The following is a 22,190-nucleotide window of genomic DNA, read 5'->3' as shown; positions in this document are numbered from 1 at the left end:
ACCTCCGGATCCAATGGCTACCCTTCACGAGACCGCCTACCCGCGACTGAAGCCTGATCCCACCGCCAAGGAACTGGAGGAGATCTATACCCCCACCGCCGCTGAGATTGCATTCGCCAAGCAGCTGACCACCCAGCCGGGACCGCAGCTGGCGGTACTGATTCATCTCAAGCTCTTCCAGCGCCTGGGTTACTTCACGGTGTTAGCCGAAGTGCCCGAGCGGATCCGGAAGCACATCGCCAAGGCCGCCCGACTCGGGCGCGTATTGGACACCGACCAGCTCGAACGTTACGACGCTTCCGGTAGCCAGCGCCGCCATATGCCGCAGCTTCGGCAGTTCATCGGGGTACATCCCCTGGACAAATCAGGCTTGGCCTGGCTGGACACGGTGGCCACCGGAGCAGCCCAGACCAAGCACACCATCCCGGACATCGTGAACGTCCTGCTCGAAGAGCTGGTGCACCACCGCTACGAACTGCCAGGCTTCCGCACCCTGGAGCTGGCCGCCATCGGCGCACGTGAGCGGGTCAATCTGGGCTACTACCGCAGCATCAGTCACGCGCTGACGCCTGCCACGCGCACGCTCATTGACGAATTGCTGCGCGCACCGGAAGGCTCCAGATTTACTGGCTGGCAATCGCTCAAGCGCGAGCCTGGCCGACCGACCAACAAGGAGGTCCGGTTCTATCTGCAGCACATCCGCATGCTGCAGCAGTTGGCCGAGCAGCTGCCTCCCATCGATGTGCCGGTGCCCAAGCTCAAGCAATTCCGTGCAATGGCTCGCGCCTATGACGCCAGCGAGTTAGCCGAACTGGCTCCGGACAAGCGCTATGCGTTGGCCACCATCTTCATTCGCGCCCAGCATGCCAAGACGCTGGATGACGCAGCCGAGCTGTTCATCAAGCAGGTGCGCGGGCTGGAGAACACGGCCCAGCAAAAGCTGCTGGCCTACCAGCTCGAACATGCCAAGCGGGCCGACTTCCTGATCGGCCAGCTCAAGGAAATCCTGCAGGCCTATCAGCTCGACGGCAGCGATAGTCAGCGCGTGGATGCCATCGATAACAGTCTGGAAGCGGAAGTGTCGACCTTGTTGGCCGAATGCGAAGAACATATGGCATACGCAGGAAAGAACTATCTGCCTTTTATGCTGCAACCCTACGGCGCGGTCAGGCCGCTGCTGTTCAATGGGCTGGAGCTGATGAACTTGCGGGCAACCAGCCACGATGCCGGCATGGAGCCGTTGATTGCAGCGGTGCTGTCGCTGCGCAACCAACGCCGTGAGCTGATCGAGGTCGCATCCCTCGGCCTGGACCCGGAAAAGGACTTCGATTGGATGTCCAAGCTCTGGCGTCAGCACGTGTTTGGCAAGCGGGCCAGCGCGGCAGGCGCCGGCTGGATGCACCGTAAGTACTTCGAGCTGGCCGTGCTGGTGCAGGTCAAGGACGAACTGAAGTCGGGAGATCTCTTCATCCCGAGCAGCGAACGATTTGACGACTACCGCGAGCAGCTGGTCGATGAAGCCACCTTGGCCCAGGAACTGGAAGCCTATGGCCAGGTGTCAGGCTTGCCCACCGACGCTGCGACTTTCGTGGCCGGGTTGCGCGCACAACTGACCGACTTGGCCGACGAAGTTGACGAGCGTTTCCCCGAGAATGTTCATGCGGACATTCTGGAAGGACGCCTGGTACTGCGGAAGGGGCAACGCGCCGAGGTCTCAAGCGCCATTGCCACCGTGGACCGCCTCATCGCCGAACGGCTCCCGGAGTCCAGCATCGTCGATGTCCTGATCGACGCCAGCCAATGGCTGGATCTGCACCGATTCTTCCGTCCGATCGCCGGCACCGAGAGCCAGGTTGAAGATCTCCCTCGACGGGTGATCACCACGCTGTTTTGCTATGGCTGCAACTTGGGTCCGACGCAGACGGCGCGGTCGATCAAGGGCTTCAGCCGTCGCCAGGTCGCTTGGCTCAACCTCAAATACGTGACCGAAGATGTCCTTGAGAAGGCCATCGTGGAGGTCATCAATACCTACAACAAATTTGACCTGCCGGGCTATTGGGGCAGCGGCAAGAGCGCGTCAGCAGATGGCACCAAGTGGAGCGTGTACGAGGACAACCTGCTGTCGGAGTACCACATCCGCTACGGCGGCTACGGCGGCATCGGCTACTACCATGTGTCCGACAAATACGTGGCGCTGTTCAGCCACTTCATTCCCTGTGGCGTGCACGAGGGCATCTACATCCTCGATGGCCTGCTGGCCAACACGTCCGACATCCAGCCCGAGATCGTCCATGGCGACACGCAGGCCCAAAGCTATCCGGTCTTCGGTTTGGCCCACATGCTGGGCATCCAGCTGATGCCCAGGATACGAAACATCAAGGATCTCACATTCTTCCGGCCTGAACCTGGCAGGACCTATAAGAACATCCAGGCACTGTTCGGAGACAGCATCGACTGGCAACTGATCGCCACCCATCTCCACGACATGCTGCGGGTAGTGATCTCGATCCGATTGGGGAAGATCACCGCGTCCTCGATCCTGCGCCGGCTGGGCACCTACAGCCGGAAGAACAAGCTGTACTTCGCCTTCCGGGAACTTGGCAAGGCCGTCCGAACGCTGTTCTTGCTGCGCTACATCGATGACAACGAGATTCGGAAAACGATCCATGCTGCGACCAACAAGAGCGAGGAGTACAACGGCTTCGTAAAATGGGTGTTCTTTGGCAGCCAGGGGATCATTGCTGAGAACGTCCAACACGAGCAGCGCAAGATCATCAAGTACAGCCAGCTGGTCGCTAACATGATCATCCTCCACAACGTAGAAGGCATGAGCCGGACCTTGGCTGAGATGCGGAAGGAGGGAGTTGAACTGACGCCCGAGATCCTGGCCGGACTGTCGCCGTTTCGGACCAGCCACATCAACCGCTTCGGCGACTACCATCTCGACCTTGATAGGGAAGTGGCGCCGCTGAGCTATACAGCGAAAGTCCTTGAACAGGCCCCATAGACGGGGAGATGCGCTATCGGGACAAGGCAATTATCATTGCGTTTCAATCGCTTAGGTGGTTTTTGGCCCTGTACGTAACGATTCCCTGCCGACCCTCAATTTCCCCGCCGCTGCGCGGCTTCCTCGCGCAGCAAATTCTGTTCGCCTCCCGGCTCTCCACTGCGTTTCGACCGCAAGCGGTGCAGCCAGCCCGTCCCCCGCTGGCCGGATCACAACAAGGACGCGATGGGCGCGAACCTTGTTCCACCGAAAGGAGAAATCATCATGGCCAACATCGGTACCTTCACCGCAGACAAAGACGGCTTCACCGGCACGCTCCGCACCCTGACCCTCAACGTCAAGGCCAAGCTGGTTCCCAACGACAAGGGCAGCAGCGAGAACGCCCCCGACTTCCGCCTCCAGGCCGCCGGCCACGACATCGGCGCGGCGTGGAACAAGACCAGCGAAGCCGGGCGGGAATACAAGTCCGTGACCCTCGACGATCCTTCGTTCCCGGCTCCGGTCTATGCCCGCCTGATCGAAGGCGAGGACGACACGCACGACCTGATCTGGTCGCGCAGCAAGCCCCAGGCGGCGTGACCGCCGCAGCGCCCCGTCCATTGCGGCGGGGCGCTGCGCTATCACTACGTCCCATACCAGACCGAAATAGGCAGTGGCCTTTTTCGGGTCGCATCTTCATGTTGGGAAGCCAGCACCAGTGGCTGCGATCAAAGCATGGCGTTTCGGCGCGTTGCGCCACCGGGCTTTGCGGGCTGCGCCCCGTGCCGTCTTTGCCGTCACGGCCATTCGACTCCAATCCCTCACGCCTTCGCGCCTGCGGCGCTGCGCGCTACGCTTGCCTCCAGGGGATCGGCGCAAGGCCCATCCCCGCCGCGCTGCACTTGGCGCCCCTTGAACACCGCCGAACCGGCCTGCGCCGGATCGACCCCGCCAAGCCTACGGCAGGGCTGCCGCTGCGAGCTGGCTTTCAGCCTCGCTCATCAGCACCGCAGTGCTGCATTCGAGCGCGCCGGCAATCTTGAAGATGATCGCCAGCGTTGGCATGTGCTCGCCGCGCTCGATCTTGCCCATGTGCGAACGTTCGACGCCAGCCAGGTGCGCCAGCGATTCTTGCGCGATACCGCGCTCTATCCGCAGCGCACGCACCGCAGCGCCGAAGGCGTGAGCCAACTCGGCGTCATGGGTGGTGGAGCCAGCCGGTCGGCCGGGCTGGACGGATCGCTTCTGCATGGACAGAAGCGTCGATTCGCCGCACAATTAAAACCACGTTATCTTTAACTCATTCATCAAAACCCCACCGTTTTACGCTTCTGCAGAAATCCGTATTTACGGACTCCGACAAAGGCGCAGACCCACGGAATCACAATCGTGTTCATGCCCAAATCCGCCGATACGGTTTTGCGCCTTCACGCTTTGGCGGATTCGTGCAGCCGACGGGAATCGCCATGAATCCGCTCATCACCGAGGACGACCGTGTGTGTCTGCTCGCCCACGGCCAGGCCCGCGCCGCTGGCCGGGCCATCGACCCGGTGCCCGTAGTCCGGTTGTTCACGCCGGACGCGCATGTGACTTGGCTGCTGGCCGCGCTCGATCCCGCTGATGGCGACACCGCCTGGGGTCTTATCGACCTGGGGATCGGTATGCCGGCGCAAGGCACCGTCAAGCTATCCGAGCTGGCCGGCATCGTCGGGCCGCGCCAGCAGCCCGTGATGCGTGACCTCTATTTCTGCCCAACGCGCACGCTGTCGGAATACACCCGGCTGGCCCAGCGCGACGGGGCTATCCCGGACTGAACAAGGCTGACTGTGATTTTTTCAGTCTGGTGTCATGCCGGTCAGGTCTCAATCGGCATTCTTGCGGCATACCCCGGCCAGTCTGATCGAAACAGTCATGATGCGTGGCGCGGGTTGCGGCAGGCTGGTCAATGCAGCGCTCCAAGTTCGGAGTGCTGCCGCCGCCGTATTGAGACAAACACTGCAACGCATCGGAGCCATTCGGTCTTGACCCCTTCCTATCTTGAAACTCCAATTTTTCCAACGATGGCGATGTAGCGCGTAGTCTCTTCCGTGACGGCGAATCCTGTTCTCAGGGAGGAGGCGTCATGGTCAACCCCCATCACCTCGCGCACTGGTATCCCACTGCGGCGTACCTGTTTGTCCTGTGGCTCGATGCGCTCGCGCTGGCTTGGGAATACCTGCGCAGGAATCCCGACTACCGGCTTGACTGGCTGCGCCATCATCGCCGGTTGCAAGCTGCGCAGCAGGCGGCGCAACGCTGGGGCTTGCGCCTGCTGGAAGACCCAGCCCTGGATGCGCGCGACGCGCATCCGGCCTGGCTGCCCGGCTCCGATGCCGTGGTGCAGCTCTACCCCGATGCCGATCCACCACTGGACGCCGCCGCGTTCGCGTTCTGGCACATCCCCGGCCATAAACACCTGCTGCATGATGGCAAGGGTCTGGCGTTGATCGCGCGCAGTTCTGGTCGGTGCCTGCGCTTCGCGCTGGCACCCGGCCTGCAAGACGGCATGGCCGTGGTTCATGCCTATCGCGGCGGCACTACCGCGCCTGCGCGCGGCTATGCGCCGGGCGCAGCCATTTCCGATGCCAAGCCCAGGCCAACACCGGCCGCGCTGCTGGAACTGCATACCCTGCAAGCGCTCGACGCCACCCTGGCGGGCGCGTCCTTGCGCGAGGTCGGTGAAGGCTTGTTCGGCGTGGATGCCTTGGCCGATTGGTACAGCGACGGTGGCCTGCGCTCGAAGGTGCGCCGCCTAGTGCGGCGAGGCGATGCACTGATGCGCGGCGGCTATCGCCAGCTAGCACAACTTTCGCCCCTTGAGAAGGGTCGTTCTGATGGTGACGCAAAACGACCCTGAGCAGAACAGCTTGGTTTTCTGAGACTGCCTCCATCCGGTTGCGCTGGTGCAGCCGGCGTTTTCAACCGATGGAGGTTCACGCCATGCGTTCCGCTCCCTTGCGGCCTGCCGCCACTGCTGTCGCTGCGTCCATGCAGCCTCAACGCTACCTGACCAACGACGAAGCCGCCGAGTACCTGCGCCTGTCGCCGCGCACCCTGGAGAAACAGCGCGTGATCGGCGGTGGCCCGCGCTTTCGCAAGTTCGGCCGCCGCGTCATGTACGCCGTGGCCGACCTCGACACATGGGCGGCCGACCGCAGCTTCGAGACGACTTCCGATCCCGAGTACGCCGAGCACCATGCGGCGGACAGCCGTGCGCGCTGATCGCTGGCGCGCGGGTGGCCTTTGCCATGTCCAGCCCTGCGCTGCCCGCGCGGCAGCAGCCGATGCAGGAACACGAACAGCTCGACCTGTTCCGCGCCTTACCGGGCGAAGGCATGGCGCCGCGCGACAGCCAGGATTTGATGGCCTATCCGTTCTTCTCTCTGGCGAAGTCCAAGCGGGTCAAGCCCATCGACTTTCGCGCGGGCAATGTGACGATCCGCGTGGAAGGCACGCAGGAGCACGGCATCGCCACGATCTGGGATGCGGACATCCTCATTTGGGCGGCCTCGCAGATCGTGGAAGCGAAGGACGCGGGCCTGCGGCCGTCGCGGCTGATGCGCGCCACGCCCTACGAGATCCTGCGCTTCATCGGGCGCGGCAAGTCGCTGCGCGACTACCAGCGACTGAAAGCCGCTCTGGATCGGCTGCAATCGACCACGGTGGCCACCTCCATCCGCGAGACGACCGGGCGGCGCCTGCATCGCTTCTCGTGGATCAACGAATGGAAGGAGCTGGCCGATCCCAGCGGCACGCCGCTGGGCATCGAGCTGATCCTGCCGGACTGGTTCTATGCGGGCGTGTTCGATGCAGCCCTGGTGCTGACCATCGACCCGGCGTATTTCCGGCTGACGGGTGGCATCGAGCGGTGGCTTTATCGCCTGGTGCGCAAGCATGGCGGCAGGCAGGCGCACGGCTGGCAGTTCGACTTTCGCTACCTGCACCAGAAATCGGGCAGCACCGCGAAGCCTTACGACTTCGCCTGCGACCTGCGCGCGCTGGTCGCGCGGCAGTCGCTGCCCGGCTACGTGTTGGGAATCGAGCGGATGCCGGACGACGGAACGGAATTGCTGACCTTCCGGCCCGTGCCGCAAACGGCACGGGGATAACTCCGGGAGAGCCTGTGAATGGTGTCGTGCTATCAGGCGTGCGGGGTATCGTGCTATCGGGCGTGGGACTATCGTGCTATCAGGCGTGCCGATCGGCCGCAAACCCGCGCCAGCATTGGGTTTGCGCGCCCTCTAACTTCCCTAACTTAATCTCTCTAACTTTTAGTAGGGAAGCGCCGCTGCGGTGGACAACCGCCACGCGGCCAGAAACGGCAGGCAATCACGACCACCAGATAACAGGTTTTGCAAGCGAATGGAAGCAAGGCTTTCCAGCACGGAGGGCCGCGCCATGATCGTCGCTCTGCTCAACCAGAAAGGCGGCGTGGGCAAGACCACGCTCGCCACGCACATCGCCGGCGAGCTGGCGATGCGCGGCCAGCACGTCGTCCTGCTGGACGCCGACCCGCAGGGTTCATCGCTGGACTGGACGCAGCGCAGAAGCCAGCAAGGTCTTCCAAGGCTGTTCAGCGCCGTGGGCCTCGCACGCGAAACGCTGCATCAGGAGGCACCAGAACTCGCCAGGCGGGCCGATCACGTCGTCATCGACGGCCCTCCCAGGATCGCCGCCTTGGCGCGTTCCGCGCTGCTGGCGGCCGAGCGCGTGCTGATCCCCGTGCAGCCCAGCCCCTACGACCTGTGGGCCAGCGCCGAGATGGTGGCACTGATCCGCGAGGCTCAGGTGTTCCGGCCGCTGCTCGCCGCAGCCTTTGTCATCAATCGGCGCGTCAGCACCACCGTGATCGGGCGCGAAGCGCGCCAGGCGCTCGCCGACCAGCCGCTTCCTGCGCTGCGCGCGGAAGTGCATCAACGCATCGTGTTCGCCGACAGCGTGGCCGCTGGGCGGCTTGCACGCGAGACGGCGCCCGACAGCGCTGCCGCCCGCGAAATCACCGCCCTGGTGGACGAGCTGCTGCGGTGGCCGACATGACCGAGAAACCGCTGCCGAACAGCAAACGCACGGCAAAGCGCGTCGGCATCGGCACGCGTCCGCCTGTGAATCCGCATGCCGAGGCGTGGATTCGTCAGGGCGACGCCGATGCGCTGGGCAAGGGCGACCTCTACACGGCTCGCCTCACGCTCGACATCACGCCCGCGATGCGCGCGCGCATCAAGGTATCGGCCTTCACGCAAGGCGTGACCGTGGCCGATCTGCTGCGCGGCCTGCTGGAGCGCGAGTTTCCAGAACACCGCAGGGAGAGCACGCCATGACCGCATTCGCTTCGCCTGCCGCTGTCGCGGCCACGGCTGCGCTGCAACCATCACCGGCCGCGCTCGCTGGCCAGCCTGCCAGCGCACTGCTGACGCGCGTGGCGCTGGCCTACATCGAGCCACGCTTCAAGCTCTATCTGCGCTTCGGCGAGCCTGCGCGCATCATCTGGCTCGACCGCTGGCGGCGCTGCGCCGTATTCCTGCCGAACGCGGTTCTGTGCCGTGTCCGCTGGCAGGCCAACGACTACGGCACCGTGCGCTGGCAGCTCATGGTGATGCAGGCTTGCACGCCGCTCGATGCGGCGCAGCGCATTCCTGGCGTGCAGCCGGGTGCGCGTTTGCTGCTGCACGCCGAGGGCGAGAACCAAGTGCGCGCCGCGCTGGAGCGCATCGACGCCATCGAGGCGTTGAGCATCGCACCCGCCGCTGTCTCGCCCGCGTACTGGCGCACGCTCGCCAACCGGCTCGCGGCGCGTTTGGCATTACCCGAATACACCGCAGAGCGGCACGCCGCCTGGCTCATCGGGAGGGCACTGCCATGACGCTTCCATCCGCCGTTGCCAGTGCAGCGGGCATTCCGCCGCGTCCTCGTTCGCGCCTGCGCGCTCGCCTCGTGCTGGCGGGCATATCCACCTGCGGCCTCGCTGCGCTGGCCTGGGCGTCCTTCGTGCATCCGCTGCCGCGCCTGATCTACAACCCGTCCGATAGCGTGGCGGTCGGCTGGTATCGCGTCGATCCGCTGGGCCACGGCACCGGCTCGCTGCCACGCTCTTTGTCCGTGGGCGGCATCGTCCTGACCGCGCTGCCGCCAGACGCCGCCGCGCTGGCAGCGCAGCGCGGCTACCTGCCGGCGAGCGTGCCGCTGCTCAAGCGCGTGGGCGCCGTCGCGCCGCAGGAGGTGTGCATCACTGGCCGCATCGTCCGCATCGACGGCGTGCCTTCGGCCGCCGTGCTGCCCGCCGACCGCTGGGGCCGGCCGCTGCCATCCTGGCAGCAATGCCGTCGCCTCGAACCCGGCGAACTGTTCTTGCTCAGTGTGACCAACCCGGCGTCGTTCGATAGCAGGTATTTCGGGCCGGTCAGCGCATCCGCCGTGATCGGCATCGCGCATCCGGTCTGGCTGGAATCCCGCCGATGATGGCCGCCGACTTGCTGCACGTTGCCGTGCATCTTGTCGTGCCATCGGGCGTGTCGTGCCGCTGGCCGTCGCTGTGTCGTCGCGCGTGCAGTGCGAGCGCATCCTCGCCGCCCTTCGCGCTGCCTTCGGCGCAGCCGTCCAATGTGCAGGCGTCTTGTCTCGAACGCGCCCGGCCTGTGGCCGTGTTCGCGTTCGCCGGCGCGCTGGCTGCTCACGCAGCAGCGCCACCGGGCCGCCGCTGCCCGGAGCGCCAGCGAGGGGCAAAGGCGGAAGGCAAGACAAAAGGACGCGGCACCGGGCCGCGTCGAAAGCCAGTCTGCACGTCGGGGTGGCGCGGCACGCAGCGGCTTCGCCGCCGTGCCGCTTGGGGCGCGAAGCCCGTGCCAATGCAGGGCTGTCCGCGTGCTTCGCACGCCCGGACACGCCATAGCTTGCAGGGAGAGCGGCCATGACCGACCGCCGCGACGACGATTTCCGGGTGCGTCCGAGCGCCCCGAAGAACCGAGGCAAGGGCCAGGGCTTCGTCTCCAAGGTGCTCAAGCAGGCGGGCAAGGCCAGCGGCGGCAAGTCTTCAGTGCGCCGTCCTGGCGGCAGTGGCAAGGGCGCCGGCCAGCGGCCCGGCTCGCGCCTGGGGCGCGGCCATACGGCGGCGCGCTTCGCCGGCGCGAAGCTGACGCCCATGTCGCGGCGGGTGACCATCAAGACGCTGCTGGTCAATCAGCGCAACGCCAGCCCCCAATCGCTGGCGAAACATCTGCGCTACATCGAGCGCGACGGCGCGGGCCGCGATGGTGAACCGGGCCGGGCCTACGGGCCGCAGACCGACGAAGCCGACCTTGACGCCTTCAAGGAGCGAGCCTCCGACGACCGGCACCATTTCCGCTTCATCGTCTCCCCGGAGGACGGCGCCGAGCTGGACGACCTGCGTACCTACACCCGGCATCTGATGAACCGTATGGAAGCCGACCTGGGCACGCGGCTGGATTGGGTGGCAGTCGATCACTGGAATACCGACAACCCGCACGCCCACCTGATCGTGCGCGGGCGTGACGATACCGGCAAGGACCTCATCATCGCGGGCGACTACATCGCCGATGGCTTCCGCCATCGCGCCGCCGAGCTGGCGACCGAATGGCTGGGGCCGCGCACCGAGCTGGAGATCCAGCAGGCCTTGCAGCGCGAGGTGGAGCAGGAGCGGTGGACGAGCCTGGATCGCACATTGCAGCGCGAGGCCGGTGAGGATGGCCGAGTGCAGATCCAACGGTTCAACGAACCGCGGCTGCAACGCCAGCGCCTGCTGCTGATCGGCCGCCTGCAACACTTGCAGCGCCTGGGCCTGGCCGACGAGACGCAGCCGGGCACCTGGGCTGTCCATGCCGATGCGGAGAAAACCTTGCGTGCTCTCGGCGAGCGTGGTGACATCATTCGCACCATGCAGCGGGCCATGCGTGGCGAGCCGCGCGAGCTGGCGGTGTTCGAGCCGGGAGACGATGGCCGGACTATCCTCGGGCGCGTGGCCGCGAAAGGGCTGGCCGACGAACTGCGCGACCGGGGCTATCTGGTCATCGACGGTGTGGACGGCAAGGCCCATTACGTCGCGCTCAATGCCCGCGACGAGCTGGCGAACTATCCGGCCGGCGCCGTGGTGGAAGTGAAGGGGGCGGCCGACGTGCGTGCGGCCGACCGCAACATCGCCGCGCTGGCAAGCGGTGGCCTATACCGCACCTACCATCACCTGGCCGTCGCGCAGGGCCAGGCCGTACCGGGCCGTGATCCGCAGGAGGTCGTGGCAGCCCACATTCGCCGGCTCGAAGCCTTGCGCCGCACCGGCATCGTGGAGCGTGTGGCCGAAGGGCTATGGAAGGTGCCTGGCGACCTGCCCGAACAGGGCCGCCGCTACGACGCGCAGCGCCTGGGCGGCGTGGCCGTGGAGCTGAAATCGCATCTGCCCATCGAGCGGCAGGCCCGTGTCATCGGCGCCACCTGGCTCGACCAGCAGTTGATCGGCGGCGGCTCAGGCCTGGGCGATCTGGGCTTTGGCGGCGAGGCCAAGCAGGCGATGCAGCAGCGTGCTGAATTCCTGTCCGAACAGGGGTTGGCCGAGCGGCGAGGGCAGCGCGTGATCCTGGCGCGCAATCTGCTGGGCACGCTGCGCAATCGGGAACTGGCGCAGGCGGCCAAGGACATTACTGCCGAAACCGGCCTGGCGCATCGCCCGGTGGCTGACGGCCAGCGCGTAGCAGGAATCTACCGGCGCTCTGTCATGCTTGCCAGCGGGCGCTACGCCATGCTCGATGACGGCATGGGCTTCAGCCTCGTGCCGTGGAAACCCGTGATCGAGCAGCGGCTGGGCCAGCAGCTCGCCGCGACGGTACGTGGCGGCGGCGTGTCATGGGAGATTGGAAAACAGCGTAACCTCACTATTTGAAGAATTCTCTCGCCCTCGGATTCAGCGTGGCCCTTCTGCTTCAAGCGGGCGTTTTCAGTACCTCAACGTATCCAATCAGCTCGGCCGAATAGCTGCCATCTCCATTGGCCGCGCCCTTGTGTTTCAACTCACGTTGCAACGTTGGCTCCACGGTGTGGGCAAACAACGCCAGCCGCTGCTCCGGTGTAAAACTCGGCGAGATCGCCGATGCTTGCAGATACCGTTCGCATTGCCGCTCAATAGTCGGCACCCGTGTCCCGTCCTGCTTGACTGCGATGGGCTGCACCACCACACGGCGCTCACCGTTGCCGGCAGACGCCTCCACCATCCACAAGGACAGCAGCACCGGCTCGTCAACATCCCCAGCCACCGCAATGCCGATGTCTTCGGGCGTCACGCTGCGCCAGCGGCCAAGCTCTTCCTGTACCAAGGGGTGATCCAACCCCATCAGTTCCAGATCGTCCCTGCTGGTGGCGGTATCGCGGTTCAGTGTGAACCGTGCACGGCGCGTGCCATCCACTGTCACAAGGTCGTAGGTTTCTTCGTCCACCTTCAGCAGCTTCTGCTGGCGGTCTGCCACGGCCGCCGACAGAAAACGCACCAGCCGATCCAGGCTGGAGGACACATCCGAGAAGGGCTGGTAGTCATCGAGGCTGAAACCGTCAAGGTCTTGAAACAGGTCGAACACCACCTGCCGTGCCTCGCGGGAATTGGACAGTGCCGCTTCCAGCTCCACCTGTGTGCGTTTCAGTTCAGGGTCAGACAGCGCCTCCTGGTACAGGCGGTCGTAGTTCAACCGTTCGGAAAGCTGTCCCAGAATCTGCGCTCTCATGTCTTCGGCCACATTGCCCTGGTCATCGACCTTGCCGACCGTGCGTGCAATTTCAGTCAGCTTCTCGTCCAGCAGCAGGAAGATACGCCCCTCGATGGTGTCCGACAGCACCAGATTGTAAACCTGTGCAGTATCGCGCTGGCCGTAGCGATGGATGCGCCCAATGCGCTGCTCCATGTCCATCGGGTTCCAAGGCAGGTCAAAATTGAACAGAATGCGCGCAAATTGCAGGTTCAACCCTTCGCGGCCAGCCGCTGTGCACACCAGCACACGCGGCCCGTCTTTCAGGCGGAACTTCCGCTCTGCTGCCAGCTTGGCACCGTGGTCGCCGCCACGCAGCACCACCACGCCCTGGCCGGGATAAGCCTGTTCAATCTCGCGGGCAATCAGATCGACCGTGCCAAGGTAGGTGGCAAAGATCACGATCTTTTCGTTGGCGTTCTGTCGCCACAAATGCCCCAAGCCATCGAGCAGCTTTTGCACCTTGGTCTCGCGCTGCTGCGGGAAGATGCGCAGCAAATCACCGATGCGCAGGCGCTCCTCGGGCAGATGCAAATCGACCACAGCAGACGCTGCCTCCTCGGCGTGCGTGGCCGAATACTCGCTGCCATAGGGGTCGGAGGCCATTTCCAGCGCCTCTTCATCCAGCTTCTTCACCAGCCGGTACTTGAGGTCAGCCAACACGCGATCCACCTCGCTGCGACCAACGCTGTCGCGCGGCAAGCCAAATTCCGCATGAATCAGCTCGCGCGCTTCCTCGGTCAGGCGTTCGCGGCCTTCGATGTCCAGCTCCTTGTCGCGCAGAAATGCCTCGTGCAGCGTCAGCATCAACAAGCGGCGCTTGAGCGTGCGGCGAACGGCGGCAAAGCTTGATGCCGCGATCTTCTGGAAGATCGCCATCAAGAAGCCCAGTGCGCGCCCTTGGTTGCCCTGGCGGCGGGCCAGATCGAAACCATCTTCCAGGTACTCGCGCAGCTTCTCGTAAAACAGCCGCTCCTCCTGATTCATCAAGAAGGACTCGGTATGCACCCAGCGCCGGGCAAACAGCGGTGAGCCATCGGGTTGGCAGGCATCGGCCTTGGTGCGGCGAAACATCACCGTATTCAGACGATGGCGGTTTTCCAGCATGTCCTCGGGACTACCAAACAGCGTGGGGTTCAAGAGCTGCGCCAGCATCCAGAACTGGAAGTGATTGCCTTGGTGCGGCGTAGCAGACAGGAGCAACAGATCACGCGCGTGATCCTTCAGCGCTTCGGCCAGCTTGTAGTTTTCCGTCTTGCGCACCTTGCCGCCCGTGCGGTGTGCGGTCAGGTGATGCGCTTCGTCGAATACCACCAGGTCCCATCGTGGCGCATCCAGCAGACGCTTGATACGGGCAGGGCGCTTCAAGGTGTCGATGCTGGCAATCAGCCGGTCGTGCTTGGCGAAGGCATTGGTCTTGCGGTCGGTGATGTCGCCTTCGGAGCCGAACACCTCGAAGTCGAGATTGAACACCTCGTTCAATTCGCGGTGCCAGTTGTTCACCAAGCCTGCGGGCACCACCATCAGCGCCCGGGTCAACTCGCCCCGGCTGGCCAGTTCACGCAGAATCAGCGCGGCTTCGATGGTTTTGCCCAAGCCCACCTCGTCGGCGATCAGGTAACGCCGTGGTGAGGCAGTGGCAATGCGGTGCGTCAGCACCACCTGATGTGGCAGCAGATCAATGCGTGCCGAGGTCAGCGCCGAGGCGCTCTCCATCACCGGCAGTGCGTGCGCCTCGTAAGACAGCCATGCCTTGCGTGCCCGGTCGGAGCCGCCTGCCACCGATTGCAGAATGCGCTCGGTACGGGTGCGCTCGCGGCGTAACGAACTGGTCGGTACGCGGCGCTCGCCCACCACGCCGAAGAACGCGCGCAGATAGCCATCGTGCCCGGGTTCGAGCACCACGCCTGAACCGAATTCGGTGTGGGTGATGCGCTCGCCGGGCTGGAACGAATCCTGAAAATCGTCTGCTTGCACGCGCTGGCCTCAAGTGATCCGCAGGTGAAACAGGCCGGCCGCTTTCGCGCCCTCGCGCAGCAAGATTTCCTGTGGATACTCGTTGGCCTCACCCCACAGAAGGCGCCCAAAGTCGAGCAGTTGCCCCCGATGCGGCGCTTCGCACAGCCAGGTTACTGCGTCGGTGGATGCCTGCACGCGCAAACGGCCCTGGCCCTTCGGCAGCCAGAAGATCAAGGCTGCTTCGCCTGCGTATGCATCCTGAAATGACAGGATGGCGCGTTTGATCGTGTCGCCCAGCCAGATTTCGGCCTGATCGGGAGCCAGCAAATCAAGGCTGCCCTCCAGCCCGGCCACCACCAACGTCTGCCCGCCGTTGCTGGGCAGGTCATCCGGCCAGCCCTGCGCACCGGGGGCTGCCGCCTGCAAAAACTGCCGCAGGCTCCAAACCTCGCTCGCCGCACACACGGTGTTACGCGCTTCCTCGTCCCACAGCCAACTGGTGCCTCGCCGTTGCCATACCGTATCGAGCACCTGCCTCATTTCGCATACTCCTCATCGTCATCGAACAACGAAACCTGCAGTGGCTTGGGTGCCTGGCTGGCTTGCCAGGCTGAAAAGATCGACACCGCGCGCGAGGCCGCGTTGCGGGTGGTTTGATCCGATCCGTTCTTTTGCAACCACTCCAGCAGCGGCTTGAGTGCGATGTGCGGCTTGAAGTTTTCGTTCGTCAGCGTGTCCGAGGCATTGATGCCGCTGCCATCCACGCAGGCGCCGATCAGCACCAATGCCTGATCGAGGTCAGAGGTGAGCTTGCGCTTGTGCTTGCCTTGCCAATCGCGAGCGAAATCCAGCGGTGCGGTGCGGGTGAAGACCTTTTTCACCTCACTGCACCAACCACGTTGCTCAAAGTCATCCGGCGTGGTGATGGTGCCGCGCAGAAACTTCTGCAGCTGGTCACGCTTCATCTCGGTGGCTGTGCCGAAGGTGCGCAAAAATTGGCGCGTCATCGGCTCGGCGTTGACCGGCGGCGCTTCCTTGCCCTTGTCGGCGTCTTCGTCGATGAGCTGGTTGATACCCACCAGCGCATCGCGCACGGAGATGGTGCGGCCTTCATCCACATACACCTTGCCGTAGTGGCGCGAAAAGTATTCCAGCGCCTTGCCGCGCCGGATCACCTGGATGTCGGCGGCGGGCAGACCTTCCTTGGCGTGGTTCTCCAGCATGGCCTGCAACTGGCGCACATCGGCCATCACTTCCCGACGCATCCGGCCCCAGCTCACCGGCTTGGGTTCCTCGGTGCGCTTGCGGCAGACGTGGATGATGTCGTATTCGATTTTTTGTGCACCGAACTCAGCGTTATCGCCCTTGGTTTCATCGGAGCGAATTGGGTAGGTCGCTTCGAGGTAGTAGCCTGCGTCGAACAACGACTCAAGCACCGCTACCCACGGTTCGTCCTCGCTGTGGTGGAAGGTGAAAGCCAGGATGCCACTCGGCTTCAAAAGGCGATGCGCCTCGCGCCAGCACTGCGTTAGCAGCCTTTGATAGAAGCCATTGGAGTCTTCTGGCTCGCGAAAGCTATTGGCAACGGCCTCCAACGACTTAGGCGTGTATTCCGCACTAAAAATCTCCGGGTACTTACTCTTAAGCGCCAGTCGCAGCCAGACATAGAAAAAGTCAGCCAGTTCGGAATACTGCAAAAGGTCGCCGAATGGCGGATCAGTGATGACTAAATCTAGGCTGCCAGTTTCAAGCTGGATCAAATCGGTGGAAGAGCCCTGATGCACTGCCACATCCAACACCGGGTCGCCCGGTTGGACCTTTTCACTTTTTCCACTCAGTTTTTCGGCTAGAACAAGATCACGACGACTCAGACTTTCGATACTGACAACTTCCCAAGGGTGGATAGCCCATTCTCGACCTTCGAGAATGCCCTCTGTGCTGGATGCCCAATTACCACGACCCAAGGCAGGAAATACGCAGTTTTCAACTACCGTTAATTTCGGATGATAGTTGCTGTTCGAGAACATCGGCTCTGGGGTGTCTCGCTGTGGATTCCAAAAACTAAACAAACATTGATTACGCAAATATTGCTGGAAAGCCCCCAACACATACTCGCGCACCGACCAGTCATAGTTCCCAACATTGACAATTGCCTTCAACAGCTGTGCGTGCACCAAAAGCTGGCGGGGGTTGAACATGTCTGCCCACTGCTTGTATCCGTGCCCGTTGGCGATCAAATCTTTGACCATGGCACGCAGGCTTGGTGGTATATCGGATTGTGGCCAATAGGCCTTTAGATCGTCATTCTTGCGCGCTTCCCATTCAGAAAGGCTCGCATCGTATTGCTTCGCATGCCCTACATCGAAGGCTGCGAAGAAACGACCGCTGTAAGGCTTGCCCGCTTCATCACGCAGGGGAGCGTAGCCCTGCACAGCGTAAGCACCGAAAGGCGCTGTTTTCTCGGTTGGCCGCAATGCAGCAATGATGTCTTGGGTAGTGCCACATTTTGTGCAGGTAAATTTTCCATTCCCAGCCTTGTTGGCGCGGTCTGTCGGAAATGTGACCTTAGTTTCTGGGCACGTCACTTCATCCGGCAGCGTGCCGCGCACCTCCAGCAGGCGAATCTTCGCAGCGCGCGCAACATCCCAGCGCGTAGTCGCCGCCACATCGTCCTGCGCCGAGCCGCCGTAGGGCTGGCCTTCCGCATCCTGCTTGGGCGAACCCGCCAGCCATTGCGGATGCACCAGCAAGCTCAACTCGACCTTCTTGTTCTTGCCCTTGCCCAGTTTGATCTGCCCACGCGTACCCTCAATGACCAGACCATCTTTGACGCGGATGGCAGCCTCCTCCACATGGCCGCAGTGCGGGCAAATTACGCCGCGTTTTTTGTCGAGCACAGAGAACGGGTGTTCATCCGGCGCGACAACCAGCGGCGCATCCGGCGCCATCCTTGCGGCGTCCTCTTCAACGTGGAATTCGCCGCTGCATTTACTGCATGTGTGTTCCCAGTGCTTCACGCTGATGGTCTTCACCGCCATCACCGGGCTGGTCATGATCGGCGTGCGGTGACCGCAGCCCGTCACCTGGCAAGGGCCATGCTTGGCCCAGAAGGTATAGATCGCCTCCGGGCCTTCGTAGCGGTAGTCCTTGCGCTCGCTCTGCGGGATGGTCAACGGGTCGAAATCGGCAGGCATCGCCTTGTTGCTGGGCAGATGCGTCCACTTGCCTTTCTCACCCTCCGGGCCGTCGCAGTAGTAGTACGGCATGATCTGCGGCTTGACCTCGGCCTCGATGTCGGCGAGCAGCTTCTTCACTTATTCCAGATCGACGTTGGCCAGCTCCTGCTTGACCACGAACCAGGCGACCGGATTCAGGTCGTTGCCGACCATCTGCATACCCAGGCGCGAGCCTTCCACCAGCGTGGTGCCGCCGCCCATGAAGATGTCGGCCACCTTCAGGTGCTTGAACGCGCCTTTCTTCTGGTGGTTGGCGTAGTAGTTATCCCACACCAGTTTGGCCGCGTGCGATTTGTCTTCCGGGGCCTTGGTGGCCGCCGCGATCAGCATGGAGCGGAATACGCTGGAGCGTCGCCGCGCCCACCATTTGGACATCTGGTAAATCGGCTTGCCCGCGTTGCCTTCGATGATCGCTACCTGATTGACGGGCAGGATGGGGAAATCAACCTCCAGGCAGGTCTTGGGACGGTTGGGATCGTTGAAATCGACGGTTTCCAGCGCGACAGGTTTTCCCGCACCGACGGCTTTGGCGACTTGCTGTGCGAGTAGTTCTTTTTTGGTGGCCATCAAGGCTGTCCTCCAACTGCGCCGACAGCGACTTGCGGCTGCAGTCGGGTGCGAAGTTGCTGATAAATTGGAATTTGAATGCCCTCGCCAACCTCCAGGGTCACAGCGAGGCCGTAAGGAATGGCATCGTCAAGATGGGCCGTCGCATCTTTCTTGCAGGCAACGTGCAGCAGAATGCTGTCACCATCTTGGTATGCAGCGATCTGTTTAGAGCCTTCCACCACCTCGTGCTGCACGGTTCCACGCAACACTTGGTTGTGATCTGCATCTTGGCGCGCCAGCTTGAGGGGTACACCACTCCAGCCGCCAACGGGGGATAGTTCCAGCTTGGCTTCACGGAAGTTTCGGTGGTCTGGGTTGATTGGACTGAACCATGCCAACGTCACTACCAACCGGCGCCACGCCTGACTGCCGGAAAGGTCTGGGGGCAGGGGGAACCGATATTCGTGAATTTCATTCTCACGAATCTCGCCACAGCCCAGCACCGTACCGCGCTGCTCGGTACATGCCAGTACTCGTTCGATTTGAACCTCGCCATAGCCAAGGTAACGTGCCAACAGCTCTTTGAACTGGCGTGAGTTATCGGATGTTTTCAGTGCCGCAGTGATTGCCTTGCTGGCATCGCCATCTTGTTTGGCTCCATGCACCAATAGCGCCTTGATGAGAACGGAAATCAGCCCTGGCGGAATGTTCTCTTCGTTTTCCGCTCGCAGTGCATCCAGCACTTCATAAATACGTGCGGCACTGCGGGTGGCAAGCGCTGTAGCATTGCTGGTGCCGCGCGTATGAATGGTCTGAGACAAAGCACCGGCTTGGTTGCTGTCCGATGCTACTTTCTGCCCTGGCGCGGCAATGCTGCTATCCACGTGATAGACCGTCTGGCTGTCCAGCATTGGAGTGCGATACAGTTGTCGGCCACCTGGAAATAATACTTCCGGTTTGATGGAACGACGAAACCCATGCCCCAGCCGAGCAGCAGGGCTAAACAGCACCGTGTTGGGCAGAAGATCTGTACGTTGCCCCGGATAGTAATTGTCAACGCCGTCGGCGTGTGTCGCTCCCACCGTGATGGCATTGATGGATTCTGCCGGGGATAGAATTCGCCGCACGGACAGTTGGGCCTGAATGCACTTCAGCACATGATCGACCCTTTGGGAGTCGGTCAATGCCAGATAGTCCGGCCCCGATAAAGCAATGTCGATGGCGTCCGGATAGTTCCCTGCACTGACGCAGAAAAGCACACGGTACTTCCATGACAACCAATCCAGCAGCCTAGCCCAAGGGCTGGGCGTGTGGATAAAGGGGCGTGCCGGGTCTCCAATGGAGAGATTGATGACGCAAACACCGGGTGCTTGCGCTGGCACTGCGCCTTCGCCCTCAAACATTCGCCTGACTGCGCGCGCAATGCGATCCTCGAAAAAAACCTCATCGGGCACATGCTCGCTTCGGTTCATGGAATGAGGATCTGGCTGCATGATGGGAAGCACATACACCAGACGTGGCAATGGGTCAGGTTCGCCATCCACCAGCTCACCATGCACAACTAAAGAAGCCATTGACGTACCGTGTTTTCTTTCTCCTGGTTGATACTGCGAAGAAAGATTATCCGGATCGTCCAGCAATAGGCGCCCCTTCAGCGCTTGGTGCTGGATGTTGGGCACGCCATCGAGAATGGCTGCAACAGGTGGCAGCTCAACTATTCCCTCGGCAATTTCAGTGTCAACGCCTTCGCCATCTTCCGTTACGGCGAGACTTTGCCCGGTGGGACGGAAATACATGACACCATGAAACTTGAAGAGCTGAATGTCGGTATCGTGCGCCTCGGAATCCAGATCGTATAAAAGCTGCCGGATACGTTCTACGGGCAATTCTGCCTTGACCGCATGAAAGGCGATCTCTGGCATGTCGATGAAGCTGCTCAATGCTCGGCCACCAGCCGCTTCCAGCAATGCGGCAATATTGCGCTCGCTTTGTCTGCGCCTGTCTTCTGACTTGCGATAGAACAGCTCGATCTGACAGTGGATCGATTCCTCCGAGTTGTTGGGGTCGAGGGCATCTCTCCAGCGCCCCAGCATGCCTGTCTCGCGCAGGGTTTCTTCAATGCCCCAGCGGCGGATTTGAACAGTTTGATTGAACACATCGCGCCACTTGGTTTTCCCCATCGGCAACGCCTGATTGTTCTTCCATTGCTCCCATAGCGACAGGAGTTGCCGCATCCCTGCCTCATTGCTGAGAGACAGGAACATCCGCCCCTTGACCGCCTTGTTCGCACGCTCCCCTTTGGTGTTGACTTCAAAAAAATCCTCGTCGGGGGGAATGTCATCAACATCCCATTCCCCCAGCCACTCCAGTCCAATGGCTTCGACGGCCTGTCGGAACTCATTGACGCTGCCTGCTATTTCAATCACCAGAACGGTTTCAGGCTCGAATCCAGCCACGGAGCCGCTAACGCTGGCTTTATAGCGATCAAATTCCTGTTGGAGTGTGGTCAGTTGCGTGCCTAGTCGAGCCACCTGTTTTCCATGTCCTGGAACATGGGGCTGACTTGACGGAAATCCGTTACCTGCGGGTGGTGCGATGGTTCTCGCTTGTGGGAATACGAGAAGAGGAAGAGAGGTTGCCATCAGCTATCTCCTCCCTCTTTGGCTGCTTCCTTGACAGTCGCCGCGCCTTTGCCGGTGGTTGGTTTCAAACGGCCTTTCCATTGCTCCAGCTTCAGCTTGGTCACTTGCTGGGCATTTTCCGTCTTCATGTCGAGAACGGCGCGGCGAACTACGCTAAGGCAAAACTCTTCGGTTTCTGCGAAATTCAACCCCAACAGGTGCTTCGCCAAGGTTGCCGGCTCATATCCAAAATTCACGTCACACCGCTGGCCAATCGAGGCGATGTATTGCGTCAGTTGTGCTCGGGTAGGTGTTAGCAACTCAATGCGCAATTGAAAGCGCCGCCAGACGGCTTTGTCCAAAAGTTCAGGGTGATTGCTGGCAGCGACCACCACTACATAGTCTGGCATTTCATCCAACTGCATCAGCAAGGTACTGACGACGCGCTTGATCTCTCCCGTTTCATGGGTGTCGCCGCGCTCTTTGCCCAGTGTCTCGAATTCGTCAAAGAATAGGACGCAGCGCTGTGTCCTAGCGTAGTCCAGCACGCTTTTCAATCGGCTGGAAGTTTCACCAAGATAGCTTCCCACCAAAGTTTCGTATCGGACGACGATGAGGGGATACATCAGCTCGAACGCCAGCGCTTCGGCCAGCGTTGTTTTGCCATTTCCGGGGGGGCCTGCGAGCAGAATGCTGTTTCTGGCACGAAGGTTGTGTGCATGAAGTAGCTCTGCACGATGTTGCTCTTCCACAAGCTCTCTTATCTGCACCCTGATCTTTTCAGGCAGCATTAAGCTATCCAGATTGCGCTCTGGTGTGGTTTCATAAAACAGATCTTTTTGTGGGGCGCTGCCGCTCATCTTGGTGACCGGGGAGCGGGCAGCTTGAGTGACATTGGGTTGCAATGCCTTGGTCAGTCGCTCCGCGAGCAAACGGTGTCCCTTCTGTTTTTCTTCTTGGATCAATCCTTCTGCGGCCTTGCGGAAGGCAAGCTGATCCCCACTGGTCGCGGTTTTGACCAAATCAACCAATAAATCAGCTTGTGCCATTAGCCCATGCTCCG

The 22,190-nt window shown here is 62.0% G+C and carries 18 protein-coding genes; 11 read left to right on the top strand and 7 right to left on the bottom strand.

Going from position 1 to position 22,190, the window contains the following annotated elements; genetic code table 11:
• Window positions 1-13 precede the first annotated feature (13 nt).
• Together N5J73_RS00810 and N5J73_RS00805 are read left to right on the top strand one after the other, a co-directional pair.
• On the top strand, window positions 14-3,007 hold the full coding sequence (locus N5J73_RS00810) for a Tn3 family transposase (RefSeq protein ID WP_099539826.1): 2,994 nt from the start codon (window positions 14-16) through the stop codon (window positions 3,005-3,007).
• Between the two features lie 264 nt (window positions 3,008-3,271).
• Complete coding sequence (locus N5J73_RS00805) at window positions 3,272-3,586, top strand: DUF736 domain-containing protein (protein WP_154352398.1); 315 nt, start codon at window positions 3,272-3,274, stop codon at window positions 3,584-3,586.
• Between the two features lie 357 nt (window positions 3,587-3,943).
• Here N5J73_RS00805 and N5J73_RS00800 read toward each other — a convergent pair whose 3' ends face one another.
• On the bottom strand, window positions 3,944-4,237 hold the full coding sequence (locus tag N5J73_RS00800; RefSeq protein WP_053506350.1) for a helix-turn-helix transcriptional regulator: 294 nt from the start codon (window positions 4,235-4,237) through the stop codon (window positions 3,944-3,946).
• 215 nt (window positions 4,238-4,452) lie between these two features.
• On the opposite strand from N5J73_RS00800, the gene N5J73_RS00795 reads away from it, so the two are divergent.
• From N5J73_RS00795 to N5J73_RS00755, 9 genes are all read left to right on the top strand, one after another.
• Window positions 4,453-4,800 carry a DUF2958 domain-containing protein gene (locus N5J73_RS00795; RefSeq protein ID WP_154352399.1) on the top strand — a complete coding sequence of 116 codons (348 nt, stop codon included), beginning with the start codon at window positions 4,453-4,455 and terminating at the stop codon, window positions 4,798-4,800.
• Between the two features lie 308 nt (window positions 4,801-5,108).
• The gene (locus N5J73_RS00790) at window positions 5,109-5,882 is read left to right on the top strand and encodes a DUF2285 domain-containing protein (RefSeq protein WP_154352400.1); all 774 of its coding nucleotides are present in this window, start codon (window positions 5,109-5,111) and stop codon (window positions 5,880-5,882) included.
• 83 nt (window positions 5,883-5,965) lie between these two features.
• Window positions 5,966-6,247, top strand: a complete 282-nt coding sequence (locus N5J73_RS00785; protein WP_154352401.1) for a helix-turn-helix domain-containing protein — start codon at window positions 5,966-5,968, stop codon at window positions 6,245-6,247.
• Between the two features lie 26 nt (window positions 6,248-6,273).
• Window positions 6,274-7,134, top strand: coding sequence for a replication initiator protein A (locus N5J73_RS00780; RefSeq protein ID WP_154352402.1), 861 nt, complete (start codon window positions 6,274-6,276; stop codon window positions 7,132-7,134).
• Window positions 7,135-7,423: 289 nt separating this feature from the next.
• Complete coding sequence (gene parA / locus N5J73_RS00775) at window positions 7,424-8,062, top strand: ParA family partition ATPase (RefSeq protein WP_154352403.1); 639 nt, start codon at window positions 7,424-7,426, stop codon at window positions 8,060-8,062.
• Window positions 8,059-8,343, top strand: coding sequence for a chromosome partitioning protein ParB (locus tag N5J73_RS00770; RefSeq protein ID WP_154352404.1), 285 nt, complete (start codon window positions 8,059-8,061; stop codon window positions 8,341-8,343). Before parA ends, N5J73_RS00770 begins: the two co-directional genes overlap by 4 nt.
• Entirely contained in the window at window positions 8,340-8,885 is a 546-nt protein-coding gene (locus tag N5J73_RS00765; protein WP_154352405.1) for a DUF2840 domain-containing protein, read from the top strand. The genes N5J73_RS00770 and N5J73_RS00765 overlap by 4 nt, the downstream gene beginning before the upstream one ends.
• Complete coding sequence (locus N5J73_RS00760) at window positions 8,882-9,481, top strand: S26 family signal peptidase (protein ID WP_154352406.1); 600 nt, start codon at window positions 8,882-8,884, stop codon at window positions 9,479-9,481. The genes N5J73_RS00765 and N5J73_RS00760 overlap by 4 nt, the downstream gene beginning before the upstream one ends.
• Before the next feature lie 448 nt (window positions 9,482-9,929).
• The gene (locus tag N5J73_RS00755; protein WP_154352407.1) at window positions 9,930-11,909 is read left to right on the top strand and encodes a relaxase/mobilization nuclease and DUF3363 domain-containing protein; all 1,980 of its coding nucleotides are present in this window, start codon (window positions 9,930-9,932) and stop codon (window positions 11,907-11,909) included.
• A gap of 40 nt (window positions 11,910-11,949) precedes the next feature.
• Here the strand turns inward: N5J73_RS00755 and N5J73_RS00750 are convergent, their stop codons facing one another.
• From N5J73_RS00750 to N5J73_RS00725, 6 genes are read right to left on the bottom strand one after another with little or no spacing between them, the layout of a single operon-like run.
• Window positions 11,950-14,739 (bottom strand): SNF2-related protein, encoded by a 2,790-nt coding sequence (locus tag N5J73_RS00750; protein ID WP_154352408.1) that lies wholly within the window; start codon window positions 14,737-14,739, stop codon window positions 11,950-11,952.
• Between the two features lie 9 nt (window positions 14,740-14,748).
• Window positions 14,749-15,261, bottom strand: coding sequence for a hypothetical protein (locus N5J73_RS00745; RefSeq protein WP_154352409.1), 513 nt, complete (start codon window positions 15,259-15,261; stop codon window positions 14,749-14,751).
• On the bottom strand, window positions 15,258-18,035 hold the full coding sequence (locus N5J73_RS00740) for a DUF1156 domain-containing protein (protein ID WP_204315338.1): 2,778 nt from the start codon (window positions 18,033-18,035) through the stop codon (window positions 15,258-15,260). Before N5J73_RS00740 ends, N5J73_RS00745 begins: the two co-directional genes overlap by 4 nt.
• Window positions 18,036-18,524, bottom strand: a complete 489-nt coding sequence (locus N5J73_RS00735) for a hypothetical protein (protein ID WP_204315339.1) — start codon at window positions 18,522-18,524, stop codon at window positions 18,036-18,038.
• A complete protein-coding gene (locus N5J73_RS00730; RefSeq protein WP_154352410.1) occupies window positions 18,524-21,148 on the bottom strand; it encodes a S8 family peptidase in 2,625 nt (874 codons plus the stop codon). The genes N5J73_RS00735 and N5J73_RS00730 overlap by 1 nt, the downstream gene beginning before the upstream one ends.
• A complete protein-coding gene (locus tag N5J73_RS00725) occupies window positions 21,148-22,176 on the bottom strand; it encodes an ATP-binding protein (RefSeq protein ID WP_099605299.1) in 1,029 nt (342 codons plus the stop codon). The genes N5J73_RS00730 and N5J73_RS00725 overlap by 1 nt, the downstream gene beginning before the upstream one ends.
• Between the last annotated feature and the right edge of the window lie 14 nt (window positions 22,177-22,190).

This window comes from Stenotrophomonas sp. GD03654 (genome assembly GCF_029845105.1).
Classification (GTDB): Bacteria; Pseudomonadota; Gammaproteobacteria; order Xanthomonadales; family Xanthomonadaceae; genus Stenotrophomonas; species Stenotrophomonas africana.
The sequence above is the reverse complement of the archived record's forward strand: the minus strand, read 5'-3'. Positions and strand labels throughout refer to the sequence as shown.